Origin of the sequence: Myxococcus sp. AS-1-15 (assembly GCF_020037055.1) — a bacterium.
GTDB lineage: Bacteria > Myxococcota > Myxococcia > Myxococcales > Myxococcaceae > Myxococcus > Myxococcus fulvus.
This window is the reverse complement of sequence record NZ_JAIQDF010000013.1, coordinates 224,605-244,706: the sequence shown is the minus strand read 5'-3', so window position 1 is coordinate 244,706 and position 20,102 is coordinate 224,605. Positions and strand designations below refer to the sequence as shown.

Sequence of the window (20,102 nt, the reverse complement as noted above, 5' to 3'; positions counted from 1 at the left end):
CGCCTTACTGATGCCCCGCAGAAAATTGAATATGGCTTATTCCCAGAGATTCGTTCCAGACATGTGCTCTAGGGAAAACGCGGGGTAGGAGTGTTGACTGGCGAACACTTCGACGCACCCTAAGTGAATACCGCTATGGCGCTGGGCGCGTATTTGTGCCACCCTCATCCAAATTTTATTGACAGGTTGTTCTGGCTCACTTCGGCCAGATGCGCACCCAGTCGTCCTGGATGAGCTTGCCGCTGGTGCGGTCCGTGCTGCCGCTGGCCATGAAGCCGCGGGGCGCGCCGAGCGCGAGCGCCCCGGCCTCCACCCACAACAGGAGCAGCAGGACGCCCGCGACCGCGGGCACGCGCAGGGCGAGCGCGGGCCTTCGCGCGGTGAGCGCGACGAGGGGCAGCAGCAGCAGCGGGAGCAGGGCGGGGAAGATGGTGAGCAGGCCGCGCGTGTAGCCGAAGAAGGCGGCGGTGATGAGCGCCCGGTGCAGGACGACGAGCGACAGCAGGCTGAAGGCGCGCCAGCGGGGCGTCACGGACAACAGGACGCCCGCGACGAGGAGCGCGACGAGCGGCCACTTGAGCGCGCCGCCCTCGGGGACGAAGAGGTCCACGGGCGCGCGCGAGCCGCTCAGGCCCGAGGGCAGGTTGGACGCGCCCAGGCCCAGGCTCAGTCCATCCAGCCACCGTCCCAGCTTGGCGCTCCACAGCCGCGCGGCGTCGGCGGGGTGCTCGCGCATCCACGCCAGGCCCACCGCGTAGCCGTGCAGGAGCAGGTGTCGCTGGGCGGTGTTGGCCACGTCCAGGTGGCCGTCCTGGCCCAGCTGGTTGACGGAGTCCGGGGTGAAGCCGCCGGTGGCGCCGGCGTGGTTCGCCATGGCGAAGTTGATGGGGCCGTACACGGTGACGGGCGCCATGACGGGCAGGGGCTCCAGCGCGGGCGTGCTCGCGTTGAGCTCCTGGAGCACGCGCGCGTTGCGCAGGGCCCACGGCGCGAGCACCAGCGCGGACACGAGCACCGCGGCGCCCCAGCGGGTGGCCAGCGACGTCAGCGGCGTGGAGCCCCGGTACAGCCAGGCCCACGCGAGCAGGAAGGGCCACAGGTACAGGTGCTCGGCGCGGGTGAGCGAGCCCAGTCCCATCGCGAGTCCCAGCAGCACGGCGCCGACGGGCGTGGGCCCCGAGCGGTGGCGCAGCACGAGCGCGAGCGTGGCGGTGAGGAAGAAGGCGTACAGGACCTCGTTGCTGTACGTGGTGGACAGCACCAGCCAGCCGAAGCTCGCGGCGAACAGGCCCGCGGCCACGAAGCTCCACGCGGTGCCCAGCAGGCCCCGCCACCACGTCCACGACAGCGCCACGGTGGAGGCGCTGAGCGCGGCGAGGCACAGCTTGTACGGATAGGCGTTGCCCTGGGGCTCGCCCAGCACGCGGTACAGCAGGCCCAGGAGCCACGGGAACAGGGGCGGGTGGTAGGGCAGGGTGGCGGAGCTCTCCAGTCCCCGGGCGTGCTCGAGCGCGTACGTGTGGAAGAAGCGCGAGTCGCCGTAGAAGAAGATGGAGAAGGGCCAGGCGCGGTCCGGCGCGGACTGGAGATACAGCCAGCGCAACAGCAGGCTGAGCGAGAACGTCACCGCGACACCCAGCGCCACCGGGTGCCGCTGCCACAGCTCCCTCGCGCTGACGACGAACCGGCGCATGCCACCCCCAGGGGAGGCGTGCACGCTAGCACCAAGGCCCGGGGCGGGGCCCGTCGTTCAGAAAAGCGCCCTTGCCCCGACTTGTGGATGGCAAGGGGCACGACGCGCTTCCTAGAGTCCGGCCCGCCGTCGTGCTCGGGCGGCTCCTCATTCCGGCTCGGAGGGCCGAGTGTCCCACGCAGGTGACAAGTCCATCCTGGCCATCGACCTGGGCACCTCCGCCGTGAAGCTGGCGGTCGTCACGCTGCGCGGGCGCATCCTCGGGGGCGAGGTGGAGCCGCTGGCGCTGGATTTGTTGCCGGACGGCGGCGCGGAGCAGGACCCGGAGGCGTGGTGGAGCGCCATCGTCCGGGGCACGCGCAGGCTGCTCGGCTCGGGGACGGTGTCCGCGCGCGACATCATCGGCGTCAACTGCAGCTCGCAGTGGTCCGGCACGGTGGCGGTGGACGAGCAGGGGACGCCGCTGCGTCCGGCGCTCATCTGGATGGACTCGCGCGGGGCGCCCCACGTGAAGCGCGTGGCGGGGGGCCTGGTGCCCATCGAGGGCTATGGCGTCACGCGGCTGTTCCAGTGGATCCGCCTGACGGGCGGCGTGCCGAGCCTGTCCGGGAAGGACCCGGTGGGCCACATCCTCTACCTCCAGGCGGAGCACCCGGAGGTCTACCGCGCGACGTACAAGTTCCTGGAGCCCAAGGACTGGCTCAACCTGAAGCTGAGCGGACGCTTCGCGGCGTCGTACGACTCCATCACCCTGCACTGGGTGACGGACAATCGGACGCTGGGCCGCGTGGACTACGACGCGGGGCTGTTGCGCATGTCGGGCCTGCACCGCGAGAAGCTGCCGGACCTGGTGCCCGCCGCGAGCGTGCTGGGGCCGCTGAGCCCCCGGGCCGCGAGCGAGCTGGGGCTGAGCGAGGACGTGCGGGTGGTGACGGGGGCGCCGGACATCCTCGCCGCGGCGGTGGGCTCGGGCGCGGTGCGCGACTTCGAGGCGCACCTGTGCGTGGGCACGTCGTCGTGGCTGTGCTGCCACGTGCCGTACAAGAAGTCGGACCTGTTCCACCAGATGGCGTCCGTTCCTTCCGCGCTGCCGGGGCGCTACCTGCTCGCGAACGAGCAGGAGTCCGCGGGCATCTGCCTCACCTTCCTCAAGGACAACATCCTGTATGGCCAGGCGGGCCGGCCCGAGGGGCAGGAGGAGGACTCCGCGGAGGTGTACCGGTTGATGGAGCGCGAGGCGAGCCAGGTGCCCGCCGGAAGTGACAGGCTCATCTTCCTGCCCTGGCTCAACGGCGAGCGCAGCCCGGTGGACGACAAGTCGCTGCGCGGCGGGTTCTTCAACCAGTCGCTGAAGACGACGCGGGCGCACCTGGTGCGCGCGGTGATGGAGGGCGTGGCCTTCAACTCGCGCTGGCTGTTCACCTACGTGGAGCAGTTCGTCGGGCGCAAGCTGGAGTCGCTGCGCATCATCGGCGGAGGGGCGCGCTCGGCGCTCTGGTGCCAGATTCACGCGGACGTGCTGGGCCGCTCCATCCAACAGGTGGACGAGCCGGTGCTGGCCAACGCGCGCGGCGCCGCGTTCCAGGCGGCCGTGGCGCTGGGGGAGCTGACGGTGGAGCAACTGCCCGCGCTCGTCCCCGTGGCGCGGACCTTCGAGCCGGACCCCGCGAACCGCGCGCTGTACGACGAGCTGTTCCGCGAATTCGTCAACCTCTACAAGAGCAACAAGGCCATCTTCGCGCGGCTCAACCGCGCGCGAAGCGCCTGAAGGCCCAGGAGCCGCGCATGGCATTGCCCGACCCCAAGTCGCTGAACCTGCTGAACCACGTCCCGCCCCGCCTGCTGTCGGCGGCCGAGCGCTATCTCAAGGCCGTGCCGCTGGTGCGCGACCTGCTCTCGAAGGAGACGGACACGCTGCTGTCGGAGCTGGAGGGAGGGCTCAAGCCGTACCGGGGCAAGATGCCCGCGTTCGACCGGCTGCCGGTGACGGGGCGCTCGCGCGAGGAGGTGCTGCGCGAGCTGCAGGCGCTGGAGTCGCAGGAGGAGGAGCGCTGGCGCGACGGCAAGGTGTCCGGCGCCGTGTACAGCGGCGACTCGGAGCACATCGACTTCCTCAACCGCGTCTACGCGCTGCACTCGCAGAGCAATCCGCTGCACGCGGACCTGTGGCCGAGCGCCACCAAGTTCGAGGCCGAGGTCATCGCCATGGCCGCGACGATGTTGGGCGCGGACGCGGCGAACGCGGGGCGCCCGGCCTCCGAGCACGTCTGTGGCTCGATGTCCTCGGGTGGCACCGAGAGCATCATGCTCGCCATCAAGACGTACCGGGACTGGGCGCGGGAGACGAAGGGAATCACGAAGCCGGAGATGGTGGCGCCCTCCAGCGCGCACCCGGCCTTCGACAAGGCGGCGCACTACTTCGGCGTGAAGATGGTGCGCGTGCCGGTGGGGGCCGACTACCGCGCGGACGTGGCCGCGACGAAGAAGGCCATCACGCGCAACACCATCGTGCTCATCGGCTCGGCGCCGGGCTTCCCTCATGGTGTCATCGACCCGATCGCCGAGCTGTCCGAGCTGGCGCGCAAGAAGCGCATCGGCTTCCACACCGACGCGTGCCTGGGCGGCTTCGTGCTGCCCTTCGCGAGGAAGCTGGGGCGCGAGGTGCCGCCGTTCGACTTCCGGCTGCCGGGCGTGACGTCGATGTCCGCGGACACGCACAAGTTCGGTTACGCGGCGAAGGGCTCGTCGGTGGTGTTGTATCGGGGCACCGAGCTGCGCTCCCATCAGTACTTCACGGCCACGGAGTGGCCCGGCGGCATCTACTTCTCGCCCACGTTCTCCGGAAGTCGTCCCGGCGCGCTCATCGCGGTGGCGTGGGCGTCGCTGGTCAGCATGGGGGAGCAGGGCTACCTGGAGGCCACGCGCCGCATCCTCGAGACGGCGGATACGATCAAGCAGGGCATCCGGGCCATCCCCGAGCTGCACGTGCTGGGAGACCCGCTGTTCGTCATCGCGTTCGGCTCCGAGACGGTGGACATCTTCAAGGTGATGGAGCGGTTGGGGGAGCAGGGGTGGAGCCTCAACGGGCTGCACAAGCCCGCGGCGGTGCATCTGTGCGTGACGTTGCGGCACGCGCAGCCGGGTGTGGCGGAGCGCTTCCTGTCGGATCTGCGCGCCGCGGTGGAGCACGTGAAGGCGAACCCCGGCCAGAAGGGGACGATGGCGCCCGTCTACGGCATGGCCGCCGCCGTCCCCTTCCGTGGCCTCGTGAGCGACTTGCTCAAGAAGTACATGGACCTGCTCTACAAGGTCTGAGGCGCCCTGGGACGTGGGCGCGCGGCCCACTCCCACGTGGTCCCCTGGTGCAGCGTGGCGTAGATGTCGTCGCGCAGCTCGTTGCACTCGTCATGCGTGAGGGTTCGCTCCAGGGAGCGCAGCACCACGCGTAGGAGGACGTTCTTCTGGTCCGGGCGGAGGGCCAGGCGCTTCACCGCGTTGGGGTGGAGCTCGGCGTAGGGCGTCTGGCTCACCACCTCGACGCTCTCCACCAGCTCCGCCCGTGCGCCCAGCGCGGCGCGGACGGCGTCGCCCAGCTCCTCCGCCGTGCGGTGCTCGTCGATGACCAGGGACATGTCGCGGCGCACGGCGGGCATCGAGGACACGGGCTGATAGGGCGTCAGGTCCAACAGCTGCGTGGCGATGCGTGGGTCGGTGGAGCGCAGAAGCCGGATGTCGTCCAGGCCCTTGCGCAGCATGAGGATGCGGTCGAGTCCCAGGCCCATGGCGAGTCCGGTGACGGGGCCTGCCGCCAAGCCGCTCTCGGCGAGCAGGGCGGGGAGCGCGAGGCCGCACTCGCCAATCTCCACCCAGTCGTCGCCGTCCTGGACGTCGATCTGCAGGCCGTCGGTCGTGTACGGGTGCACGGCGTCGGTGAGCTTCAGCTCTCGTCCGGGGAGGAGTGCCTGGACCACGGTGGCGATCATCTGGCGCAGGTCCTGGGGGGTGAGGGGCGGGCCACGGCGGATGCGCCACAGGTCCATCTGATGGGGCTCGCCGGTGTGGAGCCGGTCGATGCAGTCGCGTCGATAGACGAGGCCGGGACAGGCGACCAGTACGTCCTCGGGTGGGGAGGAGGCGAGGCGGCGCAGGACGCCGGGAATCATGGCGGAGGTCTGCGAGCGCAAAAGGGCGGTGTCACAGACGTATCGGGTGTAGCGCGCGTCGCGGGCGACGCCTCCGGGTGGGTAGTGGAGGCGGTCGTAGTTGTCGGCGATGGAGACGACGGGGCTTTGTCGATGCGTCAGGACCTCGCAGCGCCAGGCGGTGCGCAGGGCGTCGAGCGCGGAGGCGACGAGGAGCTGGAGGGCGTGGGGACCCGAGGCGGGGTCGGTCAAATCGCGAACGGACAGGGCGCGCCGAAGCTCCTCGGCGCTGAGGACGGCGATGGGAAGGGACGACATGGGGAAGACCTCTCGGAAGCGAACGGGAAACGCAGCGGTCTCCGGCACGCCGAGCGAGGAGTCCGCCAGGCGTCACCGGCCTCGGATGCCCCCCGGCGGCTCCGGGTGGGCGTCGCGCCAGACGGCGTTTCGCCAACGAGAGGTGCGTGCGCGCTCAGAGCAGCACGGCCTCCCGACACCCGAAGGGGGCCGGGGGGCGGCTAAATCGACGAGCAATCACGACGCGAACCATGGGCGTACGAATAACGCTCCCGCGATTTGCTGGCAAGAGGGCCTCGGGTGGGCCTCACTTCGCCAGCGTGCGTCCCATGACGTCGAGCAGCTCGCGCCAGTGTTCCTCGGCGGCCTCGGGCTGATAGGCGGCCGAGTCCTCCACCGCGTAGCCGTGGCGGGCTCCCACGTGGAGTCGGGACTGGTGTCGCACGCCGGCCGCCTTCAGCGCTGCTTCCAGTCGCTGGATGGCATCAGCCGGCATGGAGGCGTCCTGGTCCGCGTGGCCGAAGACGAGCTCGCCCTTCACGTCGCCCAGGCGCAGGTGAGGACTGTCCGGCGAGTCCGTCGCGAGTCGACCGCCATGATTGGACACGGCGGCGGCGATGACGTCAGGGAAGTCCGCGGCCAGCCGCACGGCGATGCCGCCGCTCATGCAGTAGCCGGCGACGCCGACCTTGGGGCCACGCACCTGAGGAAGCCGCGCGAGGAAGTCCAGCTCCGCCGCGCCGTCCGTGCGCACGCGCTCCGGCGTCAGCGTGGCGATGAGCGCGTAGATGCGCTTGCGGAAGGCCTCATCCGCGAAGGAGCCGTTCAGGTCCAGGGTCGCGGCGCGCCCCTCGCGATAGAAGACATTGGGCAGCAGCACGACAAAGCCGGCGTCCGCGAGCCGCTGGGCCGCGTGCTCGAAGGCGGGGCGGATGCCCATCGCGTCCGTGAGCAGCAGCACAGCGGGCCACGGGCCGCGCCCCTCCGGCTGGAACAGCTTCGCGTCCATCGTTCCATCAGGTGTGTCGAGGTCGATGTCTTCCATAGGGTTCCTCGTGAATGCCAGGGGCTACAGCGCACGGGTGGCGATGTGCGTGAGCTCCGCGTCAGTGAGTGGAAGCGGGTTGGCCTTCATGCTGCTCGCGGCGCGCGCCTTCGTCACCAGCTCCGGCACCCGCTCCACGGTCAGCCCATAACGAGCCAGGCCAGGGATGCTCAGCGCTCCTCGCAAGGACTCCACCCATTCGATGGCATCCTCGGCGCTCGCGCCCTCGCGGCCCGTGAGCAGCGTCGCCAGCTCCCGGTAACGTGGCAGCGCCGGGTGCTCCGGAGCACGCTCCCGCAGCGCGCGCAGATTGGTCTCGAGCACCGCGGACAGCAGGGCCGCGCAGACCGCGCCATGCGGCGCATCGAACATGCCTCCGAGCGGCGCCGCGAAGCCATGCACCGCACCCAGCCCCGAGTTGGCCAGACACAGTCCACCGAAGAGGCTGGCCAGCGCCAGGTCCTCGCGGGCCTCGGCATCCGGCTCCGTCGACAACACAGCCCGGCGCAGCGAGCGCGCGGACCGACGCAACCCCTCACGCGCCAATGCGTCCGTGAGCGGATTGGCGCGCGCGGAGAGGAACGGCTCGATGAGCTGCGACAACGCATCCATGCCACTGGACGCGAGCACCGACGGCGGCGCGCCGATGAGCAGGTCCGGGTCCACCAACGCCACACGCGGCAGCAGCTGCGGTCCGCGCAGGCTCGCCTTCACCTGCGCCTCCTTCGACCCCAGCACCGCGTTGCGTGTCACCTCCGAGCCCGTGCCCGCCGTGGTCGGAATCGCCAGGAAGGGGAGGGCCACCCCGGTGAGCGGCTGTCCGCGGCCGATGACCTCCAGGTAGTCCAGCGGGTCGCCCCGCTGCGTCGCCAGCGCGGCGAGCGCCTTGCCCGCGTCGAGCGCGCTGCCACCTCCCAGCGCCACCACCGCCTCGCATCTCGCCGCCGCGAGCACCGACAGCCCACGCCGCACCACGTCCACCGTGGGCTCGCCCTCCACCGAGAACGTGCTCACCACCAACCCCTGCGCCTCCAGCGCCGCCTGGAGCCCGCGCGCACGCCCGGGGCTCTTCCCCGTCACGAGCAACACGCGCTCCGCGCCAAGGCCGCGCACCAACGCGGGGGCCTCCGACAACCTGCCCGGTCCGAAGACAATCCGCGTGGCGGTGGCGAACTCGAAGACCGCGGGGCCCGCCGTCACCACCCGGCGTCCTCTGGGAACAGGTTCACGTACTTCCGGCTGGTGCGCGGCTCCGCCATCATCGGCGCCACCGTGTCGCGCCAGCGCAGGTAGTGCGCCGTGTCCTTGTGCGCGGCCGGTGCCTCGACGCTCCGGTACACCTCCACGAGCACGAACCGCGTGGCGTCCTCGCTGTCCTGGATGACATCGAAGCGCGCCACCCCCGGCTCCTTCACGCTCTCGCGCGCGTTGGCCAGGGTGGCTTCCCGGAAGGCGTCCACGTGCTCGGGCTTCACGTGGACGTGGACATGGACGACCCGCAGGGTGTTGGGCATGCCCCGAAACTACTCCGGGCCCGGGCCGCGTGGGGACGCGACCAGGGCCCGGAGGTTGAAACCGTGTGGAGTGCCGTACAGCCGTCGCCGGGCTACGGCGCCTTGACGATGGCCGTGGGGCTCAGCACGTCCTCGAGCTTGCGCGCCATCACCCAGCCATCGTGGTAGACGATGCCGGTGGGGGTGATGGTGTCGTTCCGGTACAGGCCGATCTTCAAGTAGTTGACCTGCCCCGGGTACTGCGTGGCGATGTAGCGCTTGGGCAGCACCAGCTTGCCGTCCACGTACAGCTCCACGAAGCCCACCTTCGCGTCCGCCGACCAGCGCACGTGGAAGATGAAGTCCATCCACCTGGCGCGCACCAGCGGCGCCCGCCAGACGATGGTGCCCGGGTTGCCGCCGATGTTCAGCCGGACCTCGTTGCCGTAGACGTAGAACTCCACCGGCGGCGAGCCGCCCACCGTGTCGCTCTCCTGGTGCCACTGCGTGAACAACTGCCACGTGTTCACGTTGGGGAACGTGGAGTCGAACATCGTGCTCCAGCGGTAGTAGTACTCGGAGCCGGACGGCTCCTTCGTCATGCGCACCAGCTCGTTGCGGTTGCCGCTGGAGTTGATGGGGTCATCGCCCTTCTTCACCGTGGCCTTCAGCGCGTAGCCGCCCTGGCGCTTGGGCGAGGACACCAGCGCCAGCCGGTCCGAGCTCACCATCTGCGCGCGCGTCCACTGGGTGCGGTCTCCCGTCTCGAAGTCACCCACCCACACCACGCTGCTGCCGGTGGGCGGAGGCGGGGACGTCACGGTGCTGCCGCAGGCGCGGGCCTCCGCGATGGAAGCCCAGTCGTTCACGGTGTTGCCCATGACGGTGATGCGCACCCGGCGCGCCGACGTGGTGCCGAAGGAGTACGTCTGCGCCGCGGTCTGCAGCGCGCTCGTGCCGCTGTAGACCTGCGTGTACGTATAGCCATCCGGCGACACCGACACGGTGAAGGTGTTGGAGCGCGTGTTGCCCTCGTGCCAGGCCACCGTGACGCCGGAGATCGACTTGATGGCGCCCAGGTCGTAGTCGATCCACGCGCCCTTGCCGAGCATGCTCCAGCGCGTGTCGAGCCGGTCATCCATCGTGTTGGCCGGCACATTGCCGTCGTGGCCCTTGGCGATGACGGAGGTGGCCGTGAGCTGCGTGCAGTTGGAGGCGGTCAGCGCGGCGGCGGACGTCGCGAACGCGGTGGCCTCCGCGCCGGAGGGGGCCTCACCCAGCTCATTGTAGTCCTGGGGACCGCACGCGGTGGCGCCAAGGCCGAGCAACGCGCCGGCCAGCAGAAGAGACTGCTTCATGTGGGAACCTCTGGGGGGATTCAAAAACAGACAGACGGGGAGTGTGTCCGGCGACGTCTCACGACGGGCCGACGAGTGATTTCAGTTGCGGGGCTTCTCCAAGGTCACGGCGGGGGTTCGCCGCGTTGCAGCGGAGGACAACCATCGCCTCATTTTATTTCGTATTCAACAGTTCTCGTCGAGCCTGCCTGCTGGGCAGGAAACGCGGCGCGCATACTCGACGTGTGGGTTTGGGCGATGGCGCTGGAAATGTCTGGCATTGGTGGCGAGCCCATCCATGCCGTGAGGGAAAGGGCATACATCCAGCGGGGGCGTGCGTGCGTGCGGTGGCCTGGAGGGCAGGCCCACAGGCGGATTCAATACAGACGTACAGCCCCCGGGCGCGAGGCGCGTGAAGGGGCCGTGGCGTTAGAGGTTCGGGCTCTGGAGGTGCTCATGACCGCGTCGTCGGGCGTGTGCCTGGCCTGTGGGACACGACTTTCCCCGGGTCTCTCCACGTGCCCGCGCGCGCTGCTGCTCGCGCCCCTGGCGGGCGGGGTGCGCCGCTGGGGGCTCGCCTCGTGTCAGCCGCCGCTCGTGGGGCGGGTGGCGCACCTGGAGCGGCTGAAGTGGTGCGCCGAGGAGGCGCGCCGGGGGCTGGGGCGGGCCATCTGGCTGGTGGGAGAAGAGGGCATCGGCAAGTCGAGGCTGAAGGACGCGCTGGTGGAGTCGCTGTCCGCGCACCGCTTCGACATCTGGGAGGGCAGCGGCTTGGCCCATCCAGGGACTCCGGCGGGGCCGCTGTTGGACCTGCTGGACGCCACGCGCTCGCTGCGGCCGGTGGCGGGCGTGGGGCGCATGTCGAGCGCCGAGGCGGAGCGGGTGGCGGGGTGGCTGGAGGGGCGGCGGTGGCGAGGCGTGCCCGCGAGCCTCTCCGCGGAGAGCATCGCCCTGCTCGACGCGCTCTGCCATGCGCTGCTGCCACACCGGACGCCGCGCGTCCTCGTCCTGGAGGACTGGCAGCACGCGGATGGCCTCAGCCGGGCGATGCTCGAGGTGCTGGTGACGCGGCTGGCGCATGCGCCGGTGCTCGTGCTCGTGCTGGAGCGCACGGGGGCGTCCGTGCCGCCACCGGCCGAGGTGCTGGAGGTGGGAGCGTTGAGCGCGAGCGAGGCCGCCACGCTGGTCTCCGCGCGCCTGCCCGCAGGCCTGCCGCGGGAGGCGCTCTTGCGCGTGGGCGCGGGCCATCCGCGCAGGTTGTTGCAGGCGCTCGCGCTCCACGAGGAGTCGCCGCTGGAGCCGTTGCCCGCGACGGCGGAGCAGGTGGTGTCGGCCCGGTTCCAGGCGCTGTCGGACGCGCGGCGCGAGGCGCTGCGGGTGGGCGCGTTGCTGGGGCCGTGTTTCCCCCGGGCGGTGCTGGGCGCGCTCGTGGGGGGCTTCGCGTCGCTCGCGGGGTTGGAGTCGGGCGGGTGGCTCACGCCCGTCTCGGGAGGCCGCTACGCGAGCGCGACGCGGGCGCCGGGGCTCGAGGCGACGTGGACGGAAGCGGAGCGGGTGGCCTTGCACGCGCGCGTGGCGGAGGCCTACGAGGCGCTCTCCGAGGAGACGCGTCGGCGCGCGTGCGCGGAGGTGGCCCGTCACTGGCTGGGGGCGAAGCGGCCGGAGCGCGCGCTGCCGCACCTGTTGGAGGTCGCCGGGTGGAACCTGGCCGCGCTGGAGCCCGCGGCCGCGCTGGAGGTGTACCGCTTCGCGCTGGAGGTGTCCTCGCGGCTGTCATTGGAGTCCGCGTGTCAGTGGGGGCGGGTGTTGTGGGAGCGGATGGGGGATGCGCACCGGCTGGCGGGGGAGCGGGGGGAGGCGGAGTCCGCGTGGCGCATCGCCCTGTCCCTCGACGAGGTGGGGGGACGCGGGGGGACGGCCGGGCGGCTCCAGTGCTTGAGCAAGCTGGTCTCGGTGGTGTTGTCGCTGGAGCGCCACGAGGAGGTGGTGGCGCTGGGCGAGGTGGGCGTCGTGGAGGAGTCGTCCGAGGAGGCGCTCGTCGCCGCCGCTTCGTTGGACGCGCTGTCCTCGCTCGCGCTGTGCTGGCTGGGCCGCTTCACCGAGGCGGAGGCGCGGCTGGGGAGCGCGCGCGCGCGGCTGCTCCAGGTGTCGGGGCAGGACGGCGTGGGCCGGGCGAGCGCGGAGGCGTCCCTGCACCGCGCCATGGGGATGCTGCTGATGCGGCAGGGGCGCGCGGAGCAGGCCACGGCGGAGTACGCGGCGGTGCTGCGCTGGACCGAGCGCGCGGGGGACACGTGGGAGCACTCCACGGCGCTGTTCAACCTGGGGGATGCCTACGCGCGCTCGGGGGACCGTGAGCGCGCGGTGCACTACTTCCAGCTCGCGCTGGACTCGAAGGCGCGCACGGGGGACCGGGGCGGCATGGCGTACACGCACCATGGCCTCGCGCTCTTGCACAGCCAGGCGGACGCGCCGGAGCTGGCGAAGGAGGACGCCGTCCGGGGGCTCCAGCTCGCGGGGATGCTGGGAGACCGGAAGCTGAAGTCGCTCCTGCGCTGCGCCCTGGGGCGCGCCCACCTGCGGCTGGGAGAGCGCGAGGAGGCCGCGCGACAGTTGCGGCTGGCCGCGCAGGACGCCGCCGCGGCCAATGCCCACTCGGAGCTGCTCCAGGCCCAGGCGGCCCTGCGCGCGCTGGAGGCCCGGCGCTGACGAGGGGGTTGACGGAACCGTCGGCGCGGCCCGAGTGTCCAGGACACGTGCCTCGATTCGTGCTCCGTCGTGGCGGGCTCCTGTCCTGCCTCCTGTTCGCCCTGGTCACCCCACGCGCGCTCGCCGAGGCGCCGGATGTCTTCGAGGCCTGGCTGCGTCCGGCCCACGCTCCCGCGGACGGGTTCGAGGCGTGGCCGGACCTGGGCGGCGCGAAGCCCGGCGCCGAGGCGCGCTCCCTGGCGCGAGGCCGCGTGGTGGCGGCCACGGGCGAAAGTGTCACCCTGGAACATCTGTATCACGAGAACCACGAGCTCCAGCGCGTGCGCGCCGTGTACTCGGGACTGGCGTCGGTGTCGCTTGACCGCGGAGCCGGGGTGTCCCGTGGACAGGTGCTCGGGCGCGTGGGGCCGCGGGCCTCGGTGGTGCTGCACACGGACCGCGAGCTGTCCCCGGCGGAGGCCCGGCGCTTCACCCGGGAGCGGGCCCGCCTGCCGCAGCCGTTGGAGGAGCCGGTGCTGGTGCTCATCTCGCACGCTCGGAACGAGCTCCGGTTGTACGAGCGGGGCGTCGAGCGGGCGAGGGTGGAGGTGGGCTTCGGCCAGGGGGAGGGGCCCAAGCAGGAGCGGGGCGACAACCGCACGCCCGTGGGCATGTACTTCATCGTGCAGACGGTGCGCGGGAACATCACCGGGCCGTACGCGGCCTATTACGGCGGACACTGGCTGCGGGTGAACTACCCGAACCCGTGGGATGCGAGCCGGGGCGTGAAGCGCGGGTGGCTCACGGAGAAGGGGCGCGAGAGGATTGCGCGCGCGTGGACGGCGCGCGAGGCGACGGACGCGAGCACCCGGCTGGGCAGCGGCATCGGGTTCCACGGCTGGTCGGGCGAGTGGTCCCTGGAGGAGAGCGGCGGGCGGCTGTCCTGGGGCTGCGTCGTGTTCCACCCGGGGGACATCACCAGGCTGTACGAGCAGATGCCCAAGGGCACCATGGTGGTCCTCTTCTAGCCTTCAAGATGGCCGCGAGGCGTGGAATCCTTCCGGGGTGATCGAGCTAGAGACTCCCGAGGCCTTCGAGCGGCATCTTCGCGAGGGACACAGCCTCGCCAACGTCGTCATCCAGGGGTTGGACCTGAGGCGCTACACGCGCGAGCTGGGCACGCTGCCGCTGGCGGGCACCGTGTTCCTGGGCTGCGAGCTGGAGAAGGACGCGCTCCAGGCGGCGCTCGCCCACGGCGCGCTCGTCTTCCCGCCCATCTCCGGGGTGCCCTATCAGCCGTACCGGGGCACGCTCTACACGCCGGAGGAGCTGTACGCGGGCTTCGACCCGGCGCGCCCGGAGACGTATGAGGACACGCTCGACGCGCGCATCTATCGCCACTGGGAATCCCACGGCCGGGGCACGCCGCCGACGCTGCTGGAGACGCTCGCGCAGCGGCTGCATGACCACGCGGTGACGGACGCGATGGAGGGCCTGCTCTTCAAGGCGGGGCCGCCGCGCAAGGTGGTGGCCATCATGGGTGGGCACTCCATGAAGCGCGGCATGCCCGACTATCGCGAGGTGGCCACGCTGTCGCGCGAGCTGACGCGCGCGGGCTTCTTCCTGGTGAGCGGCGGCGGCCCCGGCGCGATGGAGGCCACGCACGTGGGCGCCTGGTTCGCCACGCGCACGGAGGCGGAGCTCGACGCGGGGCTCGAGATCCTCGCCAGGGCCCCCAGCTATACGGACCGCGAGTGGCTGGCGCGGGCCTTCGAGGTGCGCGGCGCGTTCCCCCTCGGGCCCAAGGACGTCTTCGCCTGCTCGAGCCTGGGCATCCCCACGTGGCACTACGGCCACGAGCCGCCCAACCCGTTCGCCACGCACATCGCCAAGTACTTCGCCAACAGCGTGCGCGAGGACGGCCTGCTCACCATCGCCAAGGGCGGCATCGTGTACGCGCCCGGCAGCGCCGGCACCATCCAGGAGGTGTTCCAGGACGCCTGCCAGAATCACTACAACAGCGTGGGCGTCATCAGCCCGATGATCTTCCTGGGCCGGGAGTTCTGGACGCGCACCCGCCCGGTGTACCCGCTGCTGGCGCAGCTCGCGCAGGGCCACGAGTACGCGCGGCACCTGCTCCTCACGGACTCACGCGAGGAGGTCGTCGAGGCGCTGCGGGCGTACGACCGCTCATCGCCGGCCGCCAGCTGAGCCGCTGGACTTCACCCGCGCCGTGAGGCACGGGAGGATGCGATGCGAAAGAAGGGTGGGCAGTACGCGGACAGACGCTGGATGGACAAGCCCCGGGCCTTCGGGAAGCACGGCCCGGTGCGTCCGAAGGCGCTCTTCTTCGACGTCGACGACACGTTGGTCGACCGAGGGGGCGCCTTCACGCGCTACTTCGAGAGCTTCATGGCCCGCTTCCCGGACGTCTTCCCCGCGCACCGTCGCGCCGAGGACCTGGCCACCTTGCGCGTGCTCGACGAGCGGGGTGGGCGCGACCGGCAGGCGTTCTTCCAGGACCTGCTCGAGCGCTTCCCGGTGGGGCTCTCCGAGAAGGCGGTGCGCGCGGAGTTCCACGTGGGGCTGGCGCGGCAGGTGACGTCGGACCCGGAGCTGGTGGCGTGGCTCGCCGCGCGGGCGGGCCGTCAGCCCGTGGTGGTGGTGTCCAACGGCGCGGCGGACACGCAGCGCATGAAGCTGCTCCACGCCGGGCTCTACCACTGCGTGCCGCAGGGCTTCTTCTCCAGCGAGGTGGGCGTGGAGAAGCCCGACCCGGCCATCTTCCAGGCGGCGCTGAAGCACGTGAACCGCGCGCCCTCGGAGGTGCTCCACGTGGGCGATGACCCGGTGCGCGACATCGTCGGCGCGGGGCGGCTGGGCATCACCACGTGCTGGGTGTCGCACGGGCGCGAGTGGCCCGCGTCGCTGCCTCCGCCCGACTTCACCGTGGAGCGCGTCTCCACGGCCGTGCGGGACCTCGAGCGGGTGCTCTCGACATGGACATGAACCAGGTGGTCGGCTCGCACGACCTGCTCCTCCTCACGCTGGACACCTTGCGCCACGACGTGGCCACCGAGCTGGCCGCCTCGGGGCGCATCCCGAACCTGGCCGCGCTCCTGCCCGGAGGACAGTGGGAGGAGCGGCACTCGCCCGCGAGCTTCACCTACGCCGCGCACCACGCCTTCTTCGCGGGCTTCCTTCCCACCCCCGCGCGCCCGGGTCGCCACCCGCGCCTGTTCGCCATGCGCTTCGAGGGCAGCGAGACGACGGGGCAGGGGACGTGCGTGCTGGATGCGCCGGACCTGGTGACGGGGCTCGCGGGGCGCGGCTACCACACGGTGTGCATCGGCGGCGTGGGCTTCTTCAACAAGCTGAACCCGCTGGGCAACGTGTTGCCGGGCCTGTTCGCGGAGAGCCACTGGGCGCCGGAGCTGGGGGTGCGCGAGCCCCGCTCGACCGAGCACCAGGTGGCCCTGGCGGTCCGTCGCCTGGACGCCCTCCCGAGGCAACAGCGAGTCTTCCTGTTCATCAACATCTCCGCGCTCCACCAGCCCAACCGTCATTACCTGCCGGGCGCCAGCGAGGACTCGCGGGAGACCCACGCGGCAGCCCTGGAATACGTGGACAGTCAGCTCCCTCCCCTGTTCGCCGCGCTGCGGCGGCGGGGGCCGGCTTTCTGCATCGTCTGCTCGGACCACGGCACGGCGTACGGCGAGGACGGTTATAACGGTCACCGCGTGGGTCACCCCGTCGTCTGGACGGTGCCCTACGCGGAGTTCACCCTGCCGTGAGAGCCCGCACCATGACGCGCCTGGAGCAGATGTTGGGAGAGTCGCCGTACGTGGCGTACCTGTATGGGTACCCGCACAAGACGGCCTACCGGCCCTTCACGCCGCCGCTCTCGTTGGAGTCGGTGTGGGCCGAGGAGCGGCGCGACGCGCTGTTCCTCTACTTCCACGTCCCGTTCTGCGAGATGCGCTGCGGGTTCTGCAACCTGTTCACCGCGGCGGGCCCCAGGCAGGACGTGGTGGACGGGTATCTGGGCGCGCTGGAGCGCGAGACGCAGCGGGTGAAGGACGCGCTGGGTCGGGCGAGCTTCGCCAGGCTGGCGCTGGGCGGAGGCACGCCGACGCTGCTGGACGTGGCGGGGCTGAACAAGGTGTTCGATCTGGCGGAGAAGGTGCTGGGGGCGGACCCTCGGAACATCCCGGTGTCGGTGGAGGTGTCGCCGGAGACGGTGGATGCGGAGAAGCTGCGGACGCTGCGCTCGCGGGGCACGGACCGGGTGAGCATGGGCGTGCAGAGCTTCATCGAGGCGGAGGTGGCCGCGGTGAAGCGTCCGCAGAAGACGGCGCAGGTGGAGTCGGCGCTGGACCTCATCCGCTCGACGGGCTTCCCGACGCTGAACCTGGACCTCATCTATGGGATGGAGGGGCAGACGCCGGAGAGCTTCCTGTACTCGCTGCGGGAGACGCTGCGCTTCTCGCCCGAGGAGATCTACCTGTATCCCCTGTACGTGCGTCCGCTGACGTTCCTGGGGAAGAAGGCGCGCGCGTGGGATGACCTGCGGCTGTCGCTGTACCGCACGGGTCGGGACTTCCTCCTGTCGCAGGGGTACACGCAGGTGTCGATGCGCATGTTCCGCGCGAAGCACGCGCCGGACGCGGGGGGCCCCGTGTACCGCTGCCAGGAGGACGGGATGGTGGGGCTGGGCTGCGGGGCGCGCTCGTACACGGGGGCGGTGCATTACTCGTCCGAGTACGCGGTGGGCTCGCGCGAGGTGCGCAACATCATCGCGTCGTACAGCGCTCGGACGGCGGAGTCCTTTGGAGAGGTGGGGTACGGCTTCCGGTTGGACGAGGGGGAGCGGCGGCGCAGGTTCATGTTGCTGTCGCTGCTCGCGGAGGGAGTGGACCTGGCTGCGTACCGGGCGCGGTTCGGCGCGGAGGTGCTGGAGGACTTCCCGGAGCTGTTGGAGCTGGAGGCGCACGGCCTGGGGCGCAGGGACGCCACGGGGCTGCGGCTGACGGCGGCGGGGGTGGAGCGCTCGGACTTGATTGGTCCGTGGCTGCATTCGGACGGGGTGCGCGCGCTGTCGTCGGAGTATGCCTGGCGATGAAGCTCACGGTGCTCTATCGGGGGCCGTTGTCGAGCTGCAACTACGGCTGCGAGTACTGCCCGTTCGGGAAGTGGAAGCACACGGACGAGGAGCTGGCGAAGGACCGCGCGGACCTGGAGCGGTTCATCGCGTGGGTGGAGGCGCGCACGCAGGACACGGTGTCGGTGTTCTTCACGCCGTGGGGTGAGGCGCTCATCTGGCCCTGGTATCAGCAGGCGCTGGCGCGGCTGACGCATCTGCCGCACGTGGAGCGGGTGGCGGCGCAGACGAACCTGTCGTGTCGGCTGGACTGGGTGAAGGACTGCCGCGCGGAGAAGCTGGGCCTCTGGGCGACGTACCACCCGGAGTGGACGAAGCGGCCGCGCTTCCTGAAGCAGTGTGAGACGTTGGTGTCGCTGGGCGTCCGGCACAGTGTGGGCGTGGTGGGCTTCCTGCGCTTCGTGGAGGAGGCGGAGACGCTGCGCCGCGAGCTGCCGGCCGAGACGTACCTGTGGATCAACGCGGTGAAGGACGGGCAGGAGGAGCCCTACACGCCCGAGGACGTGGCGCGCTTCACGCGGTTGGACCCCCTGTTCCCGGTGAACAACGTGCGTCACCCGAGCCTGGGGAAGGCGTGCAGGGGAGGGGAGTCGGTCATCTCGGTGGACGGGGAGGGCACGGCGCGGCGGTGTCACTTCATCGACGAGGCGATTGGCAACATCTACGCGCCGGACTTCGACCAGGCGCTGCGACCCCGGCCGTGCTCGAAGGCGACCTGCGGCTGCCACATCGGCTACGTGCACATGGACTACCTGGAGCTGGATCGAGTCTTCGGCTCCGGAATCCTGGAGCGCGTGCCGGCCGAGCCGCTGTGGCGGCGTGAGCCTGTCGCGAGTCGCTGAAGCATGGGCGTCGCGGCCGCAAAGCAAGACATGGCGCGTCTGTTTGTGCGCTGCACCTGCATTGCCCGGGGCTATTGGGGCGGTTGATGTGAGGGCAGCGGGGGCCAGGTGCGTCGACGGCCCTCGTGTCGCATTTGAATCCCGATTGTATCAGCAGGGCTGTGGCTGTTTCCGGGATTCCAGCTTTTGTGCAGACTCCAGGTGCCTACCGTCGTTCACCCTGGAGAGCACACCATGCTGCTACGTTGGATGTTGCTGTGTTTCGTGATGGGGGTTGTTGCTTGCGGAGGGGAGCTGGGGGAGCACGAGTCCCTGGAGGCGCAGGGCTCGCGGCTCACCGTCACCACCGAGGACCAGCTCGTGACGCGCATGCCCGCGAGCACGGGCACGCTGTATGGCTACGTCGAGTACCTGCCGCCCGGCTACCTGACGTCTCCGGAGACGCGCTACCCGGTCATCATCCACCTCAACGGCCGGGGTGAGTTCGGCACCGCGCAGAACGAGGCGGCCCTGTTCGAGAAGGGCACGGCCAACGGGGCGCTGAAGAAGATCCGCCACGAGCCCACGGCCAAGACGTACTTCGGTCAGAAGCAGGTGATGATCTTCACGCCGCAGGCGGCGACGAACTGGGTCCCCGCCGAGGTCAACGCCTTCGTCGACTTCATCGTGGCGAACTACCGCGTGGACCTGTCCCGCATCTACGTCACGGGCCTGAGCTACGGCGGCTATGGCGCCTGGCAGTACGCGTATACGTACGGCCACCGCCTGGCGGCGCTCGCGCCCATGGCGACCAACATCGGCGGCCCGGGCCCCACCATCACCCAGCTGAAGAACGTGCCGGTGTGGGCCGTGCACTCGTTCGCGGATGGCAACTCGCTGCTGGCCGAGCGCTCGTGGCTGATGGGCGTGACGAAGAACTTCAACCAGGGACAGATGGTGACGGTGCCGCAGCCGTCCGCGACGCTGACGTACCTGTTCGCCGGCGCCGCGAGCAACGTGTGGACGTCCCAGCCGGGCTACGTGTCGACGGGCAACCTCCAGGCCCGGCTCACCGTGATTCCCGGCAGCGCGCATGACTGCTGGACCCAGACCTACAACAACTACGCCTTCTGGGACTGGCTCCTCGCGCAGCAGCGCGCGTCGGTGCCCTGAGCTCCGGCTCCTGAGGACGGGCGCCCTCGTGGGGTGGCGCCCGTCCTCACCTCCGTGACGTGCGCGTGTCGCGCCCGAGAACGACCGTTCGTCGTGCTCGAAAACGCGTGCACGCCGCACAACCGGAAATCTCGCGTGCACACAACTCCTGTCAGGATTCCAGCGGGATTTCGTCCGCCGCGAATTGCTGACGTCGCTTCGGAGGATTCACTCCGGGCGCATGCGGATTTGGTGGCATGAGCGCGCGTATTC

The 20,102-nt window shown here is 70.6% G+C and carries 17 protein-coding genes and 1 pseudogene; 12 read left to right on the top strand and 6 right to left on the bottom strand.

The features are described from left to right. Nucleotides 1-196: 196 nt before the first annotated feature. Nucleotides 197-1,693 (bottom strand): glycosyltransferase family 39 protein, encoded by a 1,497-nt coding sequence (locus K8625_RS30920; RefSeq protein ID WP_223784725.1) that lies wholly within the window; start codon nt 1,691-1,693, stop codon nt 197-199. Between the two features lie 169 nt (nt 1,694-1,862). On the opposite strand from K8625_RS30920, the gene K8625_RS30915 reads away from it, so the two are divergent. Together K8625_RS30915 and K8625_RS30910 are read left to right on the top strand one after the other, a co-directional pair. Next, nucleotides 1,863-3,461, top strand: a complete 1,599-nt coding sequence (locus tag K8625_RS30915) for an FGGY-family carbohydrate kinase (RefSeq protein ID WP_223784724.1) — start codon at nt 1,863-1,865, stop codon at nt 3,459-3,461. 17 nt (nt 3,462-3,478) lie between these two features. Continuing rightward, nucleotides 3,479-5,008, top strand: a complete 1,530-nt coding sequence (locus K8625_RS30910; RefSeq protein WP_223784723.1) for an aminotransferase class V-fold PLP-dependent enzyme — start codon at nt 3,479-3,481, stop codon at nt 5,006-5,008. Here the strand turns inward: K8625_RS30910 and K8625_RS30905 are convergent. From K8625_RS30905 to K8625_RS30885, 5 genes are all read right to left on the bottom strand, one after another. Next, complete coding sequence (locus tag K8625_RS30905) at nt 4,996-6,153, bottom strand: hypothetical protein (RefSeq protein WP_223784722.1); 1,158 nt, start codon at nt 6,151-6,153, stop codon at nt 4,996-4,998. The two genes, K8625_RS30910 and K8625_RS30905, sit on opposite strands and share 13 nt — an antisense overlap. Nucleotides 6,154-6,439: 286 nt before the next feature. After that, nucleotides 6,440-7,177, bottom strand: a complete 738-nt coding sequence (locus K8625_RS30900; protein ID WP_141327136.1) for a dienelactone hydrolase family protein — start codon at nt 7,175-7,177, stop codon at nt 6,440-6,442. A 24-nt stretch (nt 7,178-7,201) separates the two neighbouring features. Next, nucleotides 7,202-8,377, bottom strand: a complete 1,176-nt coding sequence (locus K8625_RS30895) for an iron-containing alcohol dehydrogenase (protein WP_370642001.1) — start codon at nt 8,375-8,377, stop codon at nt 7,202-7,204. Then, on the bottom strand, nt 8,374-8,691 hold the full coding sequence (locus K8625_RS30890; protein ID WP_223784720.1) for a putative quinol monooxygenase: 318 nt from the start codon (nt 8,689-8,691) through the stop codon (nt 8,374-8,376). The genes K8625_RS30895 and K8625_RS30890 overlap by 4 nt, the downstream gene beginning before the upstream one ends. A gap of 92 nt (nt 8,692-8,783) precedes the next feature. Continuing rightward, nucleotides 8,784-10,028, bottom strand: a complete 1,245-nt coding sequence (locus K8625_RS30885; RefSeq protein ID WP_223784719.1) for a heparin lyase I family protein — start codon at nt 10,026-10,028, stop codon at nt 8,784-8,786. A 237-nt stretch (nt 10,029-10,265) separates the two neighbouring features. On the opposite strand from K8625_RS30885, the pseudogene K8625_RS44620 reads away from it, so the two are divergent. The 10 genes and pseudogenes from K8625_RS44620 to K8625_RS30835 all read left to right on the top strand — a co-directional run. Next, nucleotides 10,266-11,090, top strand: a pseudogene (locus tag K8625_RS44620) (ATP-binding protein); the annotation flags it as partial. Next, nucleotides 11,086-11,169 carry an SWIM zinc finger family protein gene (locus tag K8625_RS44615; RefSeq protein ID WP_223750207.1) on the top strand — a complete coding sequence of 28 codons (84 nt, stop codon included), beginning with the start codon at nt 11,086-11,088 and terminating at the stop codon, nt 11,167-11,169. The pseudogene K8625_RS44620 and the gene K8625_RS44615, both read left to right, overlap by 5 nt. A 656-nt stretch (nt 11,170-11,825) precedes the next feature. Next, nucleotides 11,826-12,716 (top strand): tetratricopeptide repeat protein, encoded by an 891-nt coding sequence (locus tag K8625_RS44610; RefSeq protein ID WP_223784766.1) that lies wholly within the window; start codon nt 11,826-11,828, stop codon nt 12,714-12,716. 59 nt (nt 12,717-12,775) lie between these two features. Further along, nucleotides 12,776-13,723, top strand: coding sequence for a L,D-transpeptidase family protein (locus K8625_RS44605; protein WP_223784718.1), 948 nt, complete (start codon nt 12,776-12,778; stop codon nt 13,721-13,723). 37 nt (nt 13,724-13,760) lie between these two features. Beyond that, entirely contained in the window at nt 13,761-14,906 is a 1,146-nt protein-coding gene (locus K8625_RS30860; protein WP_223750129.1) for an LOG family protein, read from the top strand. Between the two features lie 42 nt (nt 14,907-14,948). Beyond that, on the top strand, nt 14,949-15,704 hold the full coding sequence (locus tag K8625_RS30855) for an HAD family hydrolase (RefSeq protein WP_223784717.1): 756 nt from the start codon (nt 14,949-14,951) through the stop codon (nt 15,702-15,704). Further along, complete coding sequence (locus tag K8625_RS30850) at nt 15,695-16,489, top strand: STM4013/SEN3800 family hydrolase (RefSeq protein WP_223750127.1); 795 nt, start codon at nt 15,695-15,697, stop codon at nt 16,487-16,489. Before K8625_RS30855 ends, K8625_RS30850 begins: the two co-directional genes overlap by 10 nt. A gap of 11 nt (nt 16,490-16,500) precedes the next feature. Next, complete coding sequence (locus K8625_RS30845) at nt 16,501-17,817, top strand: STM4012 family radical SAM protein (RefSeq protein WP_223750205.1); 1,317 nt, start codon at nt 16,501-16,503, stop codon at nt 17,815-17,817. Next, entirely contained in the window at nt 17,814-18,698 is an 885-nt protein-coding gene (locus K8625_RS30840) for an STM4011 family radical SAM protein (protein ID WP_223750126.1), read from the top strand. The genes K8625_RS30845 and K8625_RS30840 overlap by 4 nt, the downstream gene beginning before the upstream one ends. A gap of 234 nt (nt 18,699-18,932) precedes the next feature. Beyond that, nucleotides 18,933-19,850: a PHB depolymerase family esterase gene (locus K8625_RS30835; protein WP_223750125.1), complete on the top strand. Its 918-nt coding sequence runs from the start codon at nt 18,933-18,935 to the stop codon at nt 19,848-19,850. Nucleotides 19,851-20,102 lie beyond the last annotated feature (252 nt).

What these genes read in the sequence shown, in the direction of transcription:
- K8625_RS44610 (WP_223784766.1), top strand. Translation starts at nt 11,826, where the DNA reads ATGGGGGATGCGCACCGGCTGGCGGGGGAGCGGGGGGAGGCGGAGTCC.
- K8625_RS30910 (WP_223784723.1), top strand. Translation starts at nt 3,479, where the DNA reads ATGGCATTGCCCGACCCCAAGTCGCTGAACCTGCTGAACCACGTCCCG.
- K8625_RS30855 (WP_223784717.1), top strand. Translation starts at nt 14,949, where the DNA reads ATGCGAAAGAAGGGTGGGCAGTACGCGGACAGACGCTGGATGGACAAG.
- K8625_RS30920 (WP_223784725.1), bottom strand. Translation starts at nt 1,693, where the DNA reads ATGCGCCGGTTCGTCGTCAGCGCGAGGGAGCTGTGGCAGCGGCACCCG.
- K8625_RS30850 (WP_223750127.1), top strand. Translation starts at nt 15,695, where the DNA reads ATGGACATGAACCAGGTGGTCGGCTCGCACGACCTGCTCCTCCTCACG.
- K8625_RS30905 (WP_223784722.1), bottom strand. Translation starts at nt 6,153, where the DNA reads ATGTCGTCCCTTCCCATCGCCGTCCTCAGCGCCGAGGAGCTTCGGCGC.
- K8625_RS30845 (WP_223750205.1), top strand. Translation starts at nt 16,501, where the DNA reads ATGACGCGCCTGGAGCAGATGTTGGGAGAGTCGCCGTACGTGGCGTAC.
- K8625_RS30885 (WP_223784719.1), bottom strand. Translation starts at nt 10,028, where the DNA reads ATGAAGCAGTCTCTTCTGCTGGCCGGCGCGTTGCTCGGCCTTGGCGCC.
- K8625_RS44615 (WP_223750207.1), top strand. Translation starts at nt 11,086, where the DNA reads ATGCGCCGGTGCTCGTGCTCGTGCTGGAGCGCACGGGGGCGTCCGTGC.
- K8625_RS30835 (WP_223750125.1), top strand. Translation starts at nt 18,933, where the DNA reads ATGCTGCTACGTTGGATGTTGCTGTGTTTCGTGATGGGGGTTGTTGCT.
- K8625_RS30840 (WP_223750126.1), top strand. Translation starts at nt 17,814, where the DNA reads ATGAAGCTCACGGTGCTCTATCGGGGGCCGTTGTCGAGCTGCAACTAC.
- K8625_RS30900 (WP_141327136.1), bottom strand. Translation starts at nt 7,177, where the DNA reads ATGGAAGACATCGACCTCGACACACCTGATGGAACGATGGACGCGAAG.
- K8625_RS30890 (WP_223784720.1), bottom strand. Translation starts at nt 8,691, where the DNA reads ATGCCCAACACCCTGCGGGTCGTCCATGTCCACGTCCACGTGAAGCCC.